This is a genomic window from Cellvibrio sp. OA-2007 (genome assembly GCF_000953825.1).
Taxonomy (GTDB): Bacteria; Pseudomonadota; Gammaproteobacteria; order Pseudomonadales; family Cellvibrionaceae; genus Cellvibrio.
The window spans coordinates 132,748-149,908 of record NZ_BBUL01000089.1 but is presented as its reverse complement, the minus strand read 5'-3'; the positions used below and the strand labels follow the sequence as shown (position 1 = coordinate 149,908).

The window sequence follows — 17,161 nt, the reverse complement described above, 5'->3', positions numbered from 1 at the left end:
GCGCGCATTCTAGCAGACTTGCCCCAACCCTCTGCTAGCGGATTTTATGATGCCTTCTGCCTCTTCCGATGACTGCTCCAGCCTCTGGAATTTTTCCCTCGACTACTACGCGCGCCCCGGTGTGGCCGATGCCTGTTTGCAGTTGCAGGATGGCCATGGCGTCAACGTCAATCTGTTGCTCTGGTGTGTCTGGTTGGAGCGACGCGGTCTGGTATTGGATAAAGTGCGTCTGCGCAAAGCGCAAAAACGTATTCATGCCTGGGATGAACATTACGTGATTCCACTGCGCCACTTGCGGCGGCGCATGAAGGTGGAATTTGGCAGCGCCGATGCAGGCATTGAAGCGCTGCGCAGCCAAATTAAACAAGCGGAATTGCTGGCGGAAAAACAATTACAAATCTGGCTGGAAGCGGAAGTGCAAACATGGAGTGACGGAGCTGCAGATAGTGCATCGCCACCGGTCGCGGGTGACAATCTGCGTCTTTATTTACTGCAACTCAATGTAACCGAAGCGGCTATTGCGCGGTTATTACAATTGTTTGCATCAGTGGTGTAACAGCGCATCTAGCTGATCGACTACTTCGGCCCAATCGGAATCTTGTTGCAAACTATCGTTAATAAATTGGCGCTGGGACGGGTTCCAAAATGTTGCCGATTGCAGCGTGACATTTTCCGCTAAAGGGTGAAGTTTGATAAAACGCGCTATCGCCAAGTTGCTGGATTTTAACCCCAATTGTTCAAATAGCTGGGGCATGGCAGTGGTAGATGTATACATGATAATGGTCTCCTCTGGTATTGCATTGGTGCGGCTTTACCTAAGTATGAAGGAGATTGTGCGGATCTGATTGATCCTTTTGTTATTAAAAAAGGGCGCCGATGCGCCCTTTATTTGTAACTTTGCGACAGCTTTTCACAGCATTAATTTAATGCGCCCTGATCATCATCAAATGGCAGTGTAGTTGTTGCTGGTGATGACTCTGCGCTGGGTTCAATGGCGGGTGCTACTTCTACTGCCGACGGTGCAGCAATAATCACTGGCTCAGCTGCAGGTATGTCTGCCACAGGTGTTTCTACTGCGGGTGCTGCTTCAGCTGTTGTTGCAGTCGCTGGTGTAACCGCTAGTTTTTTTGTAGGTGCTTTTTTTGCCGGTGCTTTTTTAGCGGTCGCAGTTTTAGTTGCGGCTTTTTTTGCGGCTGGTTTTTTGGCTGTCGGTTGCTCCGCAGCAACAGCTGGTTGAGCCTCTTCTGTTTTTGCGGCAGTTTTAATTTTGCCGCTTGGTTTTTTGGTCGCTACTGCTTTAGTGGCTTTTACTTTTTTAGTCTTGCCCTTTATTTGCTTTGCGAGTTCTTGAGCCACTTCTTTGTGTGATGCCTGCGCTGACTTTAAGTCATCCAAGGTCGCTTGTGCGCCGGCTACAACTTTTGACTGTTCAGCAAGATCTTTTTTGGCTTGGCTTAAGCGCGCTTTTGCGGCGGGCGTTTTGTTTTCTTTTGCGGTCAGATCAGCAACTTTTTTCTTTGCGCTCTGCAACGCTTTTTTCCCGGTGATAACCGCTTTTTCGGCGGCTGCGAGTTCTTGTGCGCGAGCTTTATCCAGCGCGGCACTGAGCTTGGCAATTTCTTGTTCCAGTTGCCCGATTGCATCTTGGGAGACAGCAATAGAATTTTTTGGAGTTTTAGCGGCGGCCATAAAAAATACCTGTGTGAAAAAAGCGTTGGGAATGTGTCATTTAAAAAACGGTAATTTGCGAGTGCAATTCGGGCGAATTGTAGCCCTGCGCCAGTAAAAAGTGTATGCCTCCCAATGCGATAGTCGCGTATCTTTTGCAATGACTTATTACTTGCGCTTGCAATCTTACGTGGTCGCGGTGACTGGCGAGCTTGAACTTTGTTAAAAGCTCGAAGTCAGACACGGTTCTGCTAGCGGTAGATCCAGATACCTTGCAGTAAATGGGGCGCAGCACACACTTTGCCCGACTGTTTAACTTAGGTGGTCGCTAAAAACGCGCACATTTGGCTGGAGTTGGTATACCATTGCCGCCTGCTTTGGCGCCGCAGTATAAGGTGTCGGCTAGGATCAGGTGAGCGACAGGCTTGCTTCACACAGACAATGATTACAAATCAATGATTACTAATAAGGTGCATTATGTTTAACAAACGTTTATTGGTTGTTGGCCTGATGGCTGCTACTGCGGGCTTGATTGGCTGCAATAAAGAAGAAGCAAAACCAGTTGATGACAGCGCCAAGCTGACGACTCTGGAGCAAAAAGCAAACTACATCATTGGTCAAAATCTGGGCAAGAACCTGCAAAATGGTGGCTTGGCGATTGAGCCTGATTCATTGGCATTGGCACTGACCGATGTGCGTGACGGTAAAGAGTCGCGTATCAGTGAAGAAGATATGCAAAAGATCATGCAAGAAGTTCAGCAAAAAGCGATGGCTAAACAAGAAGAAGAGCAAAAGGCAAAGAGCGAAGCTAACATTGCTGAAGGCAAAAAATTCCTCGAAGAAAACAAGGCTAAAGAAGGTGTAATGACCACTGAAAGCGGCCTGCAATACAAAGTAATTACCGAAGGTAAAGGCGCCAAGCCAAAAGCGACAGACACAGTGACTGTTAACTATGTAGGTAAGTTGATCGACGGTACTGAATTCGACAGCTCTATCAAAAGCGGCCAGCCAGCTACTTTCCCACTGGACGGTGTAATCCCAGGTTGGACTGAAGCTCTGCAATTGATGCCACAAGGTTCCAAGTGGGAAATCGTAATCCCATCAGAATTGGCATACGGCGCTGGCGGTCAGGGCCCAATCCCTCCTTCATCTACCTTGATTTTCGAAGTTGAATTGTTGGAAATCAAAGCGGCTGAAGCAGCTCCAGAAGCGAAATAAGCCTGAATACCGGCTTATAAACTATAAAAAAACCCGCTTGCGAGCGGGTTTTTTTATGGCTGCGATTTGGTAAATCAGTACTTAACTTACCAGATCTTTGTGCGAGGTATGCAATACCGAGATCAAGCGGTCTTCAGCGCTAAAACGCACTTCAAGTGTCTCGCCTAATTGCGATAAATCGGCAGTGAGTGAGGTGATATCGTCAGTTTCAAGATACTTATCGTTGAAATCCAATAGGCGTTCAGTGGTGGTATCGATGGTGTCGTAGAGTTTGCTGGCTTCTTGCAGGGCTTCTGCGTCATCAAACTCGCGCCCTTCTTTGATCAATTGATCGTAAACTTCAAAGTGACCCGCTGACACATAGTCCACCAGAATTTGGCAAAAGCTACGCAGTTTTTCACCGCGCTGCAGATCACTTAATTTTTGCTCCCTTTCACTGAGTGCGCAGTATTGCACCAGCATTGCCTGACGCTCTTCAAGCCAGCGATCAATAATTTCACTCACACCGCCCCAGCGTTCTTTGGCACTTTTGCAATTTTCTAACATCAGGTAATCCTATGGGTTGTTCGACGTAGTTTGTTTTTAATGAGGCCGCATGCTGGCTTCAGGAAGATGCAAACAAACCATAATTGGTTTGAGTTTGCCACAATAGGCCATCTTTTCTGTGAGGGCAAGATATCTAGGCCAGTTTGCTCTGCTTGCGAATCAGTTGGTATAAATTCGCGCCAGCCAAGCCGATAAAGGCCATAAATGTCCAGGCGGCGAGGCTCAGGCCGAGAATCTTATCCACATGGGCACAGTTGCCATCGCCTTGTAACAGCAGTTTTAGCGCTTCCATAAACGGAAAAACCTCAAACATATAGGCGAGGCCGGGGCCGCATGCGGGCACCTGATCGGCGGGCAAACTTTGTAGCCAAAGTTGGCGACCTGCAAAACACGCGCCGAGGATCGCACTGGCAATTCCCAATACTGCGTAGGTGCGGCGCCCGGTGATGCCTGGGTTGTGCAGCGCAGCAGCGAGTGCCAAAAGACCTGTGAGAACGACAAAACCGCGCTGGGTGATGCAAAGTGAGCAAGGGATCATTTTCATGACGTGCTCCATGTAGGCAGCGGCGAGTATCATCAATGTACAGGTAATAAAGATGAGGAAGTTGGTTGGGCGAACACTGGGGATCATAGTAAATCCTTAAAAGTGGATAGTGTTTTAGTTTTGTAGGTATGGCTGAACTTATTATTGGTTGAGCTTATGGTAAGCAATTAGCACATAGCAGGGCTAGCTTTTCCTAAGCGGCTGCTTATGGGTGTATGGCAAAACCACTGCGTAGACTGGAGGGAATAGTCTATGCTTTGAAGCGAGCGCGATTATCGCGTCAGTTGGAGCGCAAAATAGGGCGCAAGTTCAGAGCTGTGGAGCGGGTATGAATCTGTTAGTGAAATATTGTGTGGCAGCATTAGGTTTGACCCTGGCATCGTCGGTACTGGCGAGCGGTGGCAGTGGGCCCAAAGTGGCGGAGGGGGTAAATTATATTCCGCTGGAGCCTGCCCTAGTGGTGAATTACGGCGGGCCGGGTAAGGCGCGCTTTATTAAGGCCGAGATCTCGATTCGCACTGAAACCGGAGAAGATGCCATTGAAGTCACCCATCATTTGCCGCTAATCCGCGATCGCTTGGTGAGTATTCTGAGTGCGCAAACTGAAGAGGCGATCAACTCGGTAGAAGGTAAGGAATATTTGCGTGTCTATGCGCTGGCCGAAATTAATAAGGCGCTGCTTAAGGTAGAAGGGCATGATGTTGCTGAGCATGATGCAAAACACGGCGCAAATGAAAAGAATGTGGGTGCCAAACCAACACATGAGGATGCGAAACAGCCGGAACATCATGCGGAGGCCGCACCAGCGGTGCCTTCAATTGCTGATATCAAACCCGTTAAAGGTCCCGCATCGGATTTGTATTTTAATAATTTTGTGGTGCAAAAATAATCTGCTGCCAGTCGCCATAATTGTGGCGACTGGTTTAACTCGAACCCCACTTATTTGCCGCTAGATCTCCGCATTACGATTCACAACTACAGCCGCGATACTGGGCGTAGTAGTTGTCCAAATACTCGTCAAAACTGATTTGTTGTGCATCTTCCAGGCTCGTTTGGCTTTGCAGTGAGCGCTCGCTCATCTGGGCAAATTCAGCCAGCTTTTCATCGCCAAGCGGCCGCGTCGCAAAATAGGCGCGATGCTGTTCTGCTTGGGCGAGAGTGTGCGCGTAAAAACTCTGCTGTGCCTCAGTCATATCGCGCAACACACGGGCTGATGGGGTTAGGTCTGCATTATCGATTTTGGCGAATTGCCGCGTGACTGCCTGGCGGTAGGCATCGCCCCCTTTGGCTTGATCGAGTAGTTCGGCACAGGCGCTACTGCCGTGCAGAATTTCCTCTGCCCAGGTGCGCATGCAGAGACTCTGATCACCGCGCAGCAATTCCAGTGCCGGGTCGCGCCCATTGCTGACAATACGCGCCTGGTTTTCCTGGACTTGATGAAACTCACGTTCATCTGTTGCCGGGCTGTCGCTTAATAAGCAGTAGAGTAAAAACGCATCCATCACCTGCATTTGCTCAATGCTAATACCCAGTGGTTCGTATGGGTTTAAATCTACGCAGCGCACTTCAACATATTCCACGCCGCGTAAGCGCAGACCTTGCAGTGCGGTTTCGCCGCGCCCGGTGGTGCGTTTGGGGCGGATACTGGAATAAAACTCGTTTTCGATTTGCAGCAAGCTGGTGTTGAGTTGTTGGTAATGTCCCGCGCTATCTTTTACCCCGATTTGCGCATAAGCCGGATGGCTTTGGGTGATGGCGCCGCACAGGGTTTTTAAATAATCACCGAGATTGTTGTAATTCACCACCAGGGTTTGCTGTGCATCACTTTGATAGCCCAAATCGCCCATGCGCAGCGATGTAGCATAAGGTAGATACAGGGTTTTTTCGGCCGCAGGGAACGGCTGTAATTTGTGTTCCCGCTGCTTAACAAAGCTGGAGCACACCGCCGGTGACGCACCAAACAAATAAATCAGCAGCCAAAAGTTGCGGCGGAAATTGCGGATCAAACCAAAATAGCGCTCGGTTTTGAAATCCTGCAGACTCTGTTGGTTGCCGGATTGGGTTTGCAGCACCTGCCAAAAATCATCGGGCAGGCTGAAGTTGTAATGAATCCCCGCGATGGTCTGCATCGAGCGACCATAGCGATGGCCAAGCCCAATGCGGTATACGGTTTTCATCTGGCCGCTGTTGGAATTGCCGTAGCGCGCTACTGGAATGTCGGCGTCGCTGCCGAGAATGCAGGGCATGCTCGCCGGCCAGAGCCGCTCGCGGTTGCTGGCCAGTTGTTGGTAGGTGAACCGATGGATGTTATCGAGTTGCTCCAGCAGTGGCTCGACATCGGCAAACGGCTCGGTAATAAATTCGAGCAGCGCTTCGCTGTAGTCGGTGGTGATATGCGGGTGGGTAAGCGCCGAGCCGAGCGAGTGGGGGTGATCGGTCTGCGCCAGCGTACCCTCTGGCGTTACTCGAAGGCTTTCCTTTTCCAGGCCGCGTAAAATTCCGCGCAGGCTGGCATTGTTCGCCGGTTCGGCAAAGGTAGCGAGCAACTCGCTATTCAGGTGTTGGCGCGAGCCTTGGGGTACAGACACTTAAGGTTCCTTTAGCTGCAAGAGCAATCAGGTAGGCCGCAAGGGCGACAATAGTCAGAAAATATAGCCTGCGCAGGCTTTATGGCAAGTCAGCTCGGGGGGCGGCGATAGTAGATTCATCCGCTGCCGCGCCCTGCTCCAGTGTTTCAAACAAATCTTTGCCGGCTTTGGGCAGTGGCTCGGGCATGATGTCCGGGTCGATCAGCGGCAGGCCTTTCTCATTGGCGCTGCAGCTAATCACCTTAATGCGCTGCCGATAATCTTTAGAGCTGGCCTCCACCATCTGATTGATAGCTTCGTCTTTGTGCGCAGTTTTGAACAGCGCCGCCAGATCGCGCCCATCCAGCCAATTGTTTTGGCGGCCGAGAAAAAGTTTGTCTTGGTTTTGCAGGATAAAAAGTTCGCTCATAACCCGATCAGTTCCTGATTGCCTAACATAGTCTAGGCGCGGATGTGGGGGTGATGGCACTTAACTTCAAGGGGGCAGGAGGATCTGAGCGGGGGAATAATGCAGGGCAGAATTGGAAAAATGCCGCCCGAATTCCGGGCGGCTGGTGCAGGTTGAGGCGTTATTCAACCAGTCTCATGGAGCCAAATACACTCGCATCTAAATAGCCCTGATTGTTTTTGTGGCCTTGGGTATCGACCGAACCCATCATGCTTTCCCGCTGCGAACTGCCATCATTGTCGATGTAAGCTGCCGAAAAGCCCATGAGTTTGCCAGCGGCTAGTTTGAGCGGCGCATTGGTTTTCCAATCGGCATAGTCTTCGCCGTAAATGCGCACACGCATTTCCCATACATGTTTATCGCCTAGACTAACCAAACGCATGTCGATATGGTCATTTAACAGCTTCGGTCCCGAGGTGGTGTAGTCCACTACATCGCCGTAAGTGCTGAGGTGATATGCCCATGCGCTGGTGTTGTAGCTGTGCTGACCACCGTTTTTATTTTCATCGATAAACAGCTCTACCGTGTCGTCTTCCCAATAGCGATCCAGCGCATTGCGTGTGCCATCAAAAATACGGTCGTCGGTGATATCGAACAAAAGGTACAAATAATCCTGATCCCACAGCGCTTTGTAGCGGCCGGAGTAATCCTGCGCAGTTGGATTGGGTTGGGTGCCCAGCCAAAACACATCAATCGGCGCCCAAGTTGCAGCTTCCCACACGGCATCGGCAATCCCGTCGATCACCGGTGCAGTAACTGCACGATGGGCATCGTAGTGATTGCGGTTGCTGCTGGTACTGCTGGCTGAGCTGGATGAGGGAATTAGCGACGATGAACTTGAGCGCACCGAGCTGGAGGATGGCAAGCCGAGGCTTGATGTGGACGAGCGTGAAGATGATGATGAGGGTGGCACGCTGGAGCTACTAAGGCTGCGGGAGGATTGGCTGCTCGAGGCAAAATCGACCACTACTGCCTGAGTAAGCCGATTGCTAAACAAACTCGGGCCACTCACATTCAGTTCGATGTTATAGGTGCCGCTGGCCGCATAAACATGAGACGCCAGCACACCTGTTGCGCTTGGGCTGGAATCGCCAAAATTCCACGACAATCCAGTAGCGCCCAATGAATCGCGGCCATCAACAAATACTCGATTGCCTTCAACGCGATAAGTGAATTTCGGTGTAGGCAACACATCAAATACATAACCGCAGGTGCCGCCAGCCTGAATTTGGCGAGTATCCTTGAGTTCACCATCACCCACGGTGAGTGTCACTGTGCGGGAGCGGTAAGTGGTTTCACCCGGTGCGCAATCCCTAATGCTGGCGCGGGCGGAGCCCATAAAGGCGCCATCGCCAAAATCCCACTCATAGGTCAGGGGAATTCCCTCTGGGTCAAACGATGCAGTGGCATGCGCAATAATCGACGAATACTCGCGCGGTGCGGTGAGCATGGCAATTGGGGGCTGATTGCCCGTTGTTGACTGGGCGTTGATCACTTGGCTGGTACTCACCACATCGCGGCCATCTGACACTTTCAGGGTGATGGTGTAGTCGCCGGGCACCAAATAGGTGTGCCACGCATGCGGATAATTAATCGTTTTGCCGTCGCCAAAATCAATGCTGTAAGTCAGCGGATTCCCGTCTGCATCCGTAGAATTACGGCCATCGACATAGACAGTTGATGCGGTAGTGGTCACCTGCAGATCGGCGACTGGCAAGGTATTGGGGCCGAGCGAACTGGATGTGCTCGACATGCTCGAGCTGGATGGGGGCCAATAAATACTCGATGAACTGACTGAAACAATTGAGTGGCTTGAAAGGCTGCTCGATGATCTGCTGGATGGCGGCAGAGATGAGCTACTCAGTGGTGGTAGCGATGAACTACTGGCGGAGCTTTTGGATGAGCTGCTCATGCTGGTTGGCAAATTGGCACAGGTAGCGCCACCTAAGCCTGGACGTTGCGCGGGGCTGTTTGCAACACCTTTGTTTCCCTGCAAGCCAAACTCGATTGATTGCCCCGGGTTAATCCGGTCATTCCAGCCTACGCCGGTGGCTGTGTAAGGATTGCTGCCAGAGAAGTTGGCATTCCAGCCGCCGGTGCGGCGCGAGCCATCGGTGTAATTCCAATTCACTGACCATCCATTAATCGCGGTGTTAGTGTCATTGGTAATGCGCACTGCAGCGACAAAACCGGTGTTCCATTCGGTCTGAATAATATATTCGCAACGTGCGGCATAACTTGAAGAGGACTGAAGTACCAGCAAACCCAGCGCCGTAATCGCTGCGGATTGCCGATTGACTATTGTTGAAATTTTCATTGTTCCCTCGATAAAAAAATAAATGAAGTGAACGGACAAGCCGGTGTCCGATAATGGCAAGTGCATGGCATACATGCGCGCTGGATTATCGGTGCACAATGAAAATAAAAAATAGTAGCAGGTCAATTAATTGAAATATGTTTATGTAAATGTCGTGCAAATTATTTGATTATTTATGATTGGATTTTTTTCACAGCAAATTCAATCATTTTGTTTGTTTTTATATCAGTTTTTATCAATAGGTATCATTATTTGCTGATCCAAAAAAACAAAACCCCACATTGTTAGTGTGGGGTTACGCATGAATCTTATTTAAATTGGTTAGGCTTCATTACTCGGTTTGCCAATGGTTGCCAGAATCCCGCCATCAACATAAACGATTTGACCGGTGACAAAATCACTTGCTTTGGAGGCGAGGAAAATGGTTGCGCCTTGGAGGTCGTCCGGATCGCCCCATTTTCCGGCGGGAGTGCGGTTGATAATAAAATCGTTGAAGGGATGGCCGTCAACACGAATGGGTTCAGTTTGGCTAGTAGCGAAATAGCCCGGGCCAATGCCGTTAACCTGCACATTGTACTTGGCCCACTCGGTCGCCATGTTTTTGGTCAGCATTTTTAAGCCGCCTTTTGCAGCGGCATAAGCGCCTACTGAATTGCGGCCAAGTTCACTCATCATGGAGCAGATATTAATAATTTTGCCCTGGCGGCGCTCAACCATTTTGCGTGCGATAGGGCGAGTCATAGTAAAGACACCGGTCAAATCGATTTTGATCACTTCTTCAAAATCTTCCAGTGTCATTTCCAATAAGGGCGTGCGTTTGATGATGCCGGCATTGTTCACCAGAATATCAATCGGACCGTGGTCGGCTTCGATTTGATCAACGGCAGCGATCACTTGCGTTTCATCGGTTACGTTAAATTTGTAACCAAAAGCGTTAAAGCCTTTTGCGCGATATTCACTGACTGCGTTGTCGATTTTTTCTTGCGATGAATTGCCGTTGATAATTAAGGTGGCGCCAGCACTGGCGAGGCCGCTTGCCATAGCCATACCAAGGCCGTGGGTTGCGCCGGTGACGAGTGCAACTTTTCCGGTTAAATCAAAGAGTGGATGATTCATGTTTTTCTCTCTCAATTTAGTAAGGGTTCGTCATCCCAGCGGGGATCCAGATTTTGAAACGCTATCAATGGATACCCGCACGCGGGTATGACAGAACAGAAATTATTTCAATTCGCTTGGTTTATGGAAGTCCATATCGGTGTAATCCATATTTTCACCGGCCATACCCCAAATAAAGGTGTAGTTCGCAGTGCCGACACCTGAGTGCATTGACCAAGGTGGAGAAACTACCGCTTGTTCATTGCCAACCCAAATGTGGCGAGTTTCTTCCGCTGGCCCCATAAAGTGACATACAGCGTGAGTGTCTGGAATGTTGAAATAAAAATAGGCTTCCATACGGCGGCTGTGAGTGTGCATTGGCATGGTGTTCCAAATGCTACCGGGTTTTAATTCGGTCATGCCCATTTGTAATTGGCAAGTATCTAGTACAGTGCTAATCATCAGCTGATAAATATCGCGCTCGTTACAGGTATCGCCTGCACCCATGTGCAGTACTTTGCTGTTTTCTTTGTTCACCTTTTTGGTTGGATGTGTGGTGTGCGCTGGTGTGGAGTTCAAATAAAATTTGGCGGGGTTTGCGGCATCATCGCTGCTGAAAAAAACCTCTTTGGCGCCGCGCCCAATGTAGAGCGCCTCTTTGGTGCCGATTTCATAGACTTGGCCATCAACCGATACTTTGCCACTGCCACCAATATTAATGGCACCCAACTCGCGGCGATCCAAAAAGAATTCCATTTTGAGTTGATCGTAAGTGACCAGTTGCACGGCTTTATTGACCGGCATAACGCCGCCCACCATCAAACGCTCATAATGGGTGTAAGTGAATTGCACCTCATCGGCAACAAAAATGCTTTCCACTAAAAAATGTTTGCGCAGTTTTTCGGTATCGTAATGTTTGTAGTCGTCAAGATGGACGGCAAAACGCTCTTCAAGAACTTTCATAATAAAACCTTTTGTGTCTACTAGCCCATGAGTTATGGGCTTTAGGGTGGATAACTAACCGGTTGTTAGCGTTATGTTCCCGCTAAATAATAGTTCGGCAGCGGCTGTTTTCTATCAAGCTGACGCTGCGAACCATTGTTATTGTTTGAGTAATTTATACATTTCGACACCCGCTAAAATAAACGGGGTATTGCCTTTGGCATCGTTGGAAACAATGCGTTCCGTCATGTAGTAATCGTAGCTGCCGTCGCGGCCAAAACCTAAACCGGCAACCAGACACTGATCATTCATGCTGATTTTTCCATCAGCATGTACAGTGACAAATTCGTTAATCATACCTTGGTAACTTTTCATCGCAACTTCGCGATAGGGCTCAGGCAGATAACCTTTGTTAACGGCTTTAGTATAAAAATAAGTAAACATAGCACTGGCGGTCGATTCGCGGTAATTCGCAATCGCGCCCGGTTTATTCATGATCTGCCACCATGTGCCGGTCGCTTCATCTTGATAACGCAAAATATCCGCGGCTAATTCCTGAGTGTTATCAATTAATGTTTTGCGCAATTCAGTTTCTGATTCGGGAATAAAATCCAGTACATCGACTAAGGCCATTGCATACCAACCTATGCCGCGCGACCAGAATTGCGACGCGCGCCCATGTTCGTTATGTGCCCAAGGCGCTTGTTTAGATTCATCCCATGCATGGTAATACAGGCCGGTTTCCGGATCGCGCAGTTGTTCGCGGGCGATAACAAATTCGTGTACCGCTTCTTTGAAGCTGGCGTGTTGCTGTTCGCCTGTTTCATAAATGGATGCGTATTGAGCAAGGAACGGAATGCCCATATAGACACCATCGAGCCAAAGCTGGTTCGGGTATGTGGCGCGATGCCAAAATGCACCGCCGCTAGTGCGTGGATGGCGTTTCAAATTCTCGCGCAAAAAATCCACTGCTTTGCGATATTTTTCTGCACCAGTTTGTTGCTCCAATAGAATAACCATTTGTCCTGGTTTGGTTAAATCGATACTGAATAAATCCGGTTCAAAGGTGTGGATATGACCGTCGTCGCGAATATAGCTTCCGGTGACCGTTTCGAGTGCCTTGGTGTAAGCAGGGTTGGGGCTGACGGCATTTAATTCCTGCAGTGCGGCTATTTGCATGCCCACTACATCGTACTCAAATTTGCCGGGGCGCTTGCGGTACTCGTCCCAACCTTGATAGTGGTAATTCAGAGTTTTGCGCTCTAATTCTGAATCAGCTAATTTTTTTGCCCAGGCTAAAGCGGTATCCGCATCAAGCGGATTTTTCTTGGCATTGGCGCTGAGTGTAGATTCAAAACGCACACGCGGAGTTTTAGTTAAACGCTCCACTTCGCGATCGAGATAGGCTTTAAAATCTGCTTCGGTTTTGATCCCATCTAATTCATGCTCCCAGGCAGCAAGGAAATAATATTCCAGTTCGCCACCCTTATCTTTCATTACCGAAACATACGAGTTTTCATCGGTGGTTTGTTCGGCGCGATCATCGCGGCGGAAAATAACGGCCATGCCCAAATGATCATCTTCACCACTTAAACTTTGTTTGCCCCAGCTTGCTACATAAGTCCATGCGTAACCACTGACATTCTGGTTCCCCTCAAGCAGTGTTGTGCCTTGGTGTTTGACCAGACCTATCGCAAGGTTTGGCAATTGTTGACTCGCTTTTAGTTGGACATTAACCAAACGGCTACCTGCGTTCATGGTAAAGTGCGCAGCAAGATCCACTTTTTGGTTGTTAATTTGCCAGCCGTTGTAATTAATTTTGAAGCCGGAATAAATATCACCGTTATTGGTGATGATTGCATCGCGGGTATCGACCAGCGAAACCAAATCAACGCTTTTGCCATTCCAGAAACCAAAACCACCCATACCGAGTGATTTGCCCACTTTTAAAACATCTACACCCCAATCAGAGTTCAAGTGATAGGAGTCGTAGCCATCCAAACCGACATTTTGTAAAACCATATCCTTGGTTTTTTTACCAAAAATATCAAAACCGTTGCGCCAGTCGAGATAGACACGATATGCCACTTTATCGGACTCTATGCCCGGGCCTTCATAGCGAATCCAAAATGAGTGATCGGTGTATTGCGGTGGCGGCGTTACACTTTGCACATTTTTAAATGTGCCGCCCACATATTCTTTGCCCTTCCACTCGCCGCCTTCTTTAACAGAAATTTCTGCCTGGGTTTGTTTTTTCAGTGCAGGTTTAGCAATGGTTGGATCGCTGGAGATAGTAAAAGATTTAATTTCAGCAGGGTTAAAATCCGCGGCTAACAACAGGCCATCGAGCGTGCCGTCGCCGTCGCTATCGACAGATTGTGATGCTTGTGCGACACCATCGGCCAATACATTTAAATTTTTAACAGCTTCAGCTGTAATGCCTAAATCATAAAACGGAAAATAAATTGCCTCTTGCTGCAATGCAAAATCATTGGCATTGGTGATTTCTGCAGTTGCCAGCTGGTAATTAATTGCGGTTGATTGCGCAACAGGTGGCGTAGCAGTGGTTGTTTGTTCATTGGTTTTGTCTGGCGAGCAACCGCTTAGTGTTGCCAGAAAAATCCCGCCATAAATTACTTTGCTGTTAAACAATAGACTCACGCGTATTACCTCTTGTCGCTTCAAAATTTCGCACACTAATAATCAAATAGGGATGCCAGCAAGCTGGCATCCCTTTTTGTCTCACTCACTTATTACAAAATGACAATCAAATACCTATTAGTATTTATATTGAACACCGAGATTGTATTGAATTCCGGTATTGTGATAGTACGACAAGCGTTGATTATCTTCTGAGCCAACCCATTGATCATCTACTTCATCAGTTAGGTTAAGAGCTTCGAAGGTGAACTTAACATTATCGTTAAGGTTATAACTGAAAGCCGCGTCTACGTTTACAGTGCCATTAGTACCATTTTCCGGACTACCTTCTGTACCGACAGCAGCAGTGATATAACCACTGCGTTCAACTACCGAAACGCGGCCGCCAAAAGTTTCGGTTTCGTAGTAAAGCGTAGCCGATGAGGTTTCATCAGACAAACCTACTAATGGTCTGGTTTTCACATATTCGCCGGTGATGCTTAAGTAGTCGATATCAGATTCCACACTGGTGTAGGAAAGGATCGCACCAAAATTACTAAATGCGCCAGGCAGGAAAGTGAACGGTTGCTGATAACTGATTTCATAACCATCCAAGTCTCCGCCGGGTGTGTTGGCAGGAACAGTAACAGTCCAATCTACGTTTTGATTACAGCTCGTTACGGGTTGACCTGCGCCGGCACAAGCGTTGATTGCGGCTTGAATCGGCAAGCCAGTGTCAGTATAGATCACACTGCTTCTTGAATTGGATACAAAACTAGCAATTTCTTTCTTGAATAAAGTGATGGCGAGTAAGCCTTCTTCCGAGAAATACCATTCCGCACCCAAGTCATAACTTTTTGCTTTGGTTGGCTCCAGTTTTGGATTTCCGGTAGAAATTGTACGTGTTGTACCTGTCGCCGCTACTGTAGTGGTCGGTACGATTGAGCCTGGCGCAGCTCTGGAGATGCCTTCGGAATAACTTGCTTTAATAAAGAAATCGCTTACCGGTTCGATGGCTAAGTTGAATGATGGCAAAGTGTCTGAATAAGAATGCTCAAAGGTGAGATATTCACGCGATGCCAAGTTGCCGTTAAGCCAGCCGCTAGAAGTTTGATCGGTTTCAAAATCACGTACACCAATATCACCACGTACTGGAATTGAACCCAATTCAAAATTGAAATCCAATTGGACATAAGCGCCCAGGGTTTCTTCGCTGACTTCGTAAGTGTTGCCGTAATTTGGCACCATCGCCGCATCGAAGAAGTTGTATTCGTCCATAATTAATCCGCGATTCGGAATTAACCATGGGCGATCCTCACCGAGGCCTGAATCATATTCTTGAATAAAGGCAGGATTCGACGCGAGTACAACACCATTTGCGCCTTCACCACTACCCAGCAAAAATTGATAGGTGGAGAAATCGAAATCTTTACTGTCAGCGCCAAACTTTAATTTGAAGTTATCACTAAGATCATATTCAAAAGCTACGGTTATGGCTTCGCTTTCATTCAGTGTGCCTTGTGGGCGCTGACGTACGGCACCAGCTTTCCATGAGGCGGCAGCATATGCGCCCTCACCGAAAGTTAACACTGGTTTGTTCCGGTTACGATAATCGTAAGCGAAATTTTGATTTTCGGCCTGCATCATCAGCGTGTTTTGAATGGGGTTTTCAAAATCAGATTTTGTTTGGCCGTACATGGCTTTTAAGCGGAAAGAATCTGAAAAGTCTTGCTTCAGTGTCAATGTGCCCTGCGAAAAATCGGTGCTCATTTCATCGTAGCGATTTTCTGAAATAAGACGAATGCCGCTCATGTTGGCATAGATCAACGTATTGTCTCTGATTTCGTAATCCAGCACATTGCCTGTAGTTAGGTTGGTACCAGGATTAAGTGAGCCTTGTAAGAAAACTTCGTTACGTGTCGCATCGAACTTGGCAAATAATCCGTCCAAACTAATTTCAGTTGAATCTGTTGGTCTGAATTGTAAGGATAAGCTGGCGCCGGTGCGTTCCATAGTGTGTTGATATGAATCATAACGCGGGATACGCGGTGCAAAGGGACGGCTCGGATCCTGAATCGTGGGCTGATTCCAAACGCAAGCTGTCGCCGGATTTTTGTCGGCGTCTAAACACAAACCATTTACTAGATCAAAATCATTTGGATTGGTAGGGGTAACGCCTTGAGCGTAACCTGCTGAGCCATTCGATCCTGCCGTTTGACCTTTTACTGTTTTGAAGCGGTTTGATACTTGGTTGCTCCAGCGAACTGTACTGTAACCTTCATCCTTTACGCTGCGCTCAGTTACTGCGACAGATAAAAGTGCGCCGAATATGCCATCGCCAAAAGTGTTGCTGATTAAAAATGATGCACCAGGATCAGTTTCTTCTGAAAGATCGTTGTAGCCTAATTGTCCCGAAGCGGTAAACACAAAACCATCGTAATCAAATGGCTGAGCGGCTTTTAAATCAACAGTCGCGCCGAGTGAGCCCTCTTGAATTTCTGCAGAGTTGGTTTTATGGACGGTCAAAGAGCTAAACAAATCTGATGAGAAAGTGTTGAAGTCAAAACCGCGACCACGGTTGTTACCTACACCTGAGTCGGTGCCACCAGTAGTGGACATGGTTTCCATGCCATTCAGGCGAACGGTAGTAAATGCAGGGCCTAAACCGCGAACGGTAATCCCGCGTCCTTCACCGCCTGAGCGTTGAATTGCAACACCTGGAATACGTTGCAGGGATTCTGCCAAGTTGTTATCCGGGAATTCGGCAATATCTGATGCGACAATTGCATCAACAAAACCGGATGAGTTCTTTTTGATGTTCATAGCATTCGCCAAACTATCGCGGAAGCTACCGGTGACAATCACTTCTTCTACAGTGCCATCACCTGAATCTTGTGTGTCTTGTGCATAAACACTCATTGGCAGTGTGCAGGCTGCCATGGCTAATACGAGTGGATTGAGTCTAAACATTCTCATAGCTATTCCCCATCTTTTATTTTGTTTGATTACATTCGAGCTAACGGAGCCGGTGCTATTCACCGCAATTACTGCGCGGCGGTGACAAACACGTTTTAACAAATATCACAGGTTTTTCGCCTGATGTTGGCGACTAACCTGCTGTCATTTGTAACTGGTACAAATCAACTTTTTGAGCT

14 protein-coding genes are annotated in these 17,161 nt (G+C 48.2%); 3 read left to right on the top strand and 11 right to left on the bottom strand.

What is annotated here, in order from left to right; all coding sequences use genetic code 11:
* The first annotated feature begins 46 nt into the window (after positions 1-46).
* Positions 47-556, top strand: a complete 510-nt coding sequence (locus tag AWU77_RS10580; RefSeq protein WP_084618278.1) for a TIGR02444 family protein — start codon at positions 47-49, stop codon at positions 554-556.
* Here AWU77_RS10580 and AWU77_RS10575 read toward each other — a convergent pair.
* Together AWU77_RS10575 and AWU77_RS10570 are read right to left on the bottom strand one after the other, a co-directional pair.
* Positions 545-775, bottom strand: coding sequence for a DUF2789 domain-containing protein (locus AWU77_RS10575; RefSeq protein ID WP_062063067.1), 231 nt, complete (start codon positions 773-775; stop codon positions 545-547). The two genes, AWU77_RS10580 and AWU77_RS10575, sit on opposite strands and share 12 nt — an antisense overlap.
* 143 nt (positions 776-918) lie before the next feature.
* Positions 919-1,689: a hypothetical protein gene (locus AWU77_RS10570; RefSeq protein WP_062063063.1), complete on the bottom strand. Its 771-nt coding sequence runs from the start codon at positions 1,687-1,689 to the stop codon at positions 919-921.
* Between the two features lie 456 nt (positions 1,690-2,145).
* Between AWU77_RS10570 and AWU77_RS10565 the strand changes: the two genes are divergently transcribed.
* Entirely contained in the window at positions 2,146-2,886 is a 741-nt protein-coding gene (locus AWU77_RS10565; RefSeq protein WP_062063060.1) for an FKBP-type peptidyl-prolyl cis-trans isomerase, read from the top strand.
* Positions 2,887-2,967: 81 nt separating this feature from the next.
* Here the strand turns inward: AWU77_RS10565 and AWU77_RS10560 are convergent, their stop codons facing one another.
* Entirely contained in the window at positions 2,968-3,432 is a 465-nt protein-coding gene (locus AWU77_RS10560) for an Rsd/AlgQ family anti-sigma factor (protein ID WP_062063056.1), read from the bottom strand.
* Between the two features lie 133 nt (positions 3,433-3,565).
* Positions 3,566-4,063 (bottom strand): disulfide bond formation protein B, encoded by a 498-nt coding sequence (locus AWU77_RS10555; RefSeq protein WP_062063052.1) that lies wholly within the window; start codon positions 4,061-4,063, stop codon positions 3,566-3,568.
* A 241-nt stretch (positions 4,064-4,304) separates the two neighbouring features.
* Between AWU77_RS10555 and AWU77_RS10550 the strand changes: the two genes are divergently transcribed.
* Positions 4,305-4,865, top strand: coding sequence for a flagellar basal body-associated FliL family protein (locus AWU77_RS10550; protein WP_062063047.1), 561 nt, complete (start codon positions 4,305-4,307; stop codon positions 4,863-4,865).
* 73 nt (positions 4,866-4,938) lie between these two features.
* Here AWU77_RS10550 and gshA read toward each other — a convergent pair whose 3' ends face one another.
* The 7 genes from gshA to AWU77_RS10515 form a co-directional block, all read right to left on the bottom strand.
* Positions 4,939-6,564, bottom strand: a complete 1,626-nt coding sequence (gene gshA, locus AWU77_RS10545; RefSeq protein WP_238582378.1) for a glutamate--cysteine ligase — start codon at positions 6,562-6,564, stop codon at positions 4,939-4,941.
* A 79-nt stretch (positions 6,565-6,643) separates the two neighbouring features.
* The gene (locus tag AWU77_RS10540) at positions 6,644-6,973 is read right to left on the bottom strand and encodes a hypothetical protein (RefSeq protein WP_062063041.1); all 330 of its coding nucleotides are present in this window, start codon (positions 6,971-6,973) and stop codon (positions 6,644-6,646) included.
* A 160-nt stretch (positions 6,974-7,133) separates the two neighbouring features.
* Positions 7,134-9,329: a sugar-binding protein gene (locus AWU77_RS10535; protein WP_062063034.1), complete on the bottom strand. Its 2,196-nt coding sequence runs from the start codon at positions 9,327-9,329 to the stop codon at positions 7,134-7,136.
* Positions 9,330-9,650: 321 nt separating this feature from the next.
* The gene (locus AWU77_RS10530) at positions 9,651-10,445 is read right to left on the bottom strand and encodes a gluconate 5-dehydrogenase (protein ID WP_062063028.1); all 795 of its coding nucleotides are present in this window, start codon (positions 10,443-10,445) and stop codon (positions 9,651-9,653) included.
* Positions 10,446-10,547: 102 nt separating this feature from the next.
* Positions 10,548-11,387 carry a 5-dehydro-4-deoxy-D-glucuronate isomerase gene (kduI, locus tag AWU77_RS10525; protein WP_062063020.1) on the bottom strand — a complete coding sequence of 280 codons (840 nt, stop codon included), beginning with the start codon at positions 11,385-11,387 and terminating at the stop codon, positions 10,548-10,550.
* Positions 11,388-11,525: 138 nt separating this feature from the next.
* Positions 11,526-14,027 carry a glycoside hydrolase family 88 protein gene (locus AWU77_RS10520; protein ID WP_062063014.1) on the bottom strand — a complete coding sequence of 834 codons (2,502 nt, stop codon included), beginning with the start codon at positions 14,025-14,027 and terminating at the stop codon, positions 11,526-11,528.
* Positions 14,028-14,144: 117 nt separating this feature from the next.
* Positions 14,145-16,982, bottom strand: a complete 2,838-nt coding sequence (locus AWU77_RS10515) for a TonB-dependent receptor (protein WP_062063010.1) — start codon at positions 16,980-16,982, stop codon at positions 14,145-14,147.
* Positions 16,983-17,161 lie beyond the last annotated feature (179 nt).

Bases quoted from the DNA above. Each gene is read 5' to 3' on its own strand.
- AWU77_RS10580 (WP_084618278.1), top strand. From the start codon at position 47: ATGATGCCTTCTGCCTCTTCCGATGACTGCTCCAGCCTCTGGAATTTT.
- AWU77_RS10575 (WP_062063067.1), bottom strand. From the start codon at position 775: ATGTATACATCTACCACTGCCATGCCCCAGCTATTTGAACAATTGGGG.
- AWU77_RS10570 (WP_062063063.1), bottom strand. From the start codon at position 1,689: ATGGCCGCCGCTAAAACTCCAAAAAATTCTATTGCTGTCTCCCAAGAT.
- AWU77_RS10565 (WP_062063060.1), top strand. From the start codon at position 2,146: ATGTTTAACAAACGTTTATTGGTTGTTGGCCTGATGGCTGCTACTGCG.
- AWU77_RS10560 (WP_062063056.1), bottom strand. From the start codon at position 3,432: ATGTTAGAAAATTGCAAAAGTGCCAAAGAACGCTGGGGCGGTGTGAGT.
- AWU77_RS10555 (WP_062063052.1), bottom strand. From the start codon at position 4,063: ATGATCCCCAGTGTTCGCCCAACCAACTTCCTCATCTTTATTACCTGT.
- AWU77_RS10550 (WP_062063047.1), top strand. From the start codon at position 4,305: ATGAATCTGTTAGTGAAATATTGTGTGGCAGCATTAGGTTTGACCCTG.
- AWU77_RS10540 (WP_062063041.1), bottom strand. From the start codon at position 6,973: ATGAGCGAACTTTTTATCCTGCAAAACCAAGACAAACTTTTTCTCGGC.
- AWU77_RS10535 (WP_062063034.1), bottom strand. From the start codon at position 9,329: ATGAAAATTTCAACAATAGTCAATCGGCAATCCGCAGCGATTACGGCG.
- AWU77_RS10530 (WP_062063028.1), bottom strand. From the start codon at position 10,445: ATGAATCATCCACTCTTTGATTTAACCGGAAAAGTTGCACTCGTCACC.
- kduI (WP_062063020.1), bottom strand. From the start codon at position 11,387: ATGAAAGTTCTTGAAGAGCGTTTTGCCGTCCATCTTGACGACTACAAA.
- AWU77_RS10515 (WP_062063010.1), bottom strand. From the start codon at position 16,982: ATGAGAATGTTTAGACTCAATCCACTCGTATTAGCCATGGCAGCCTGC.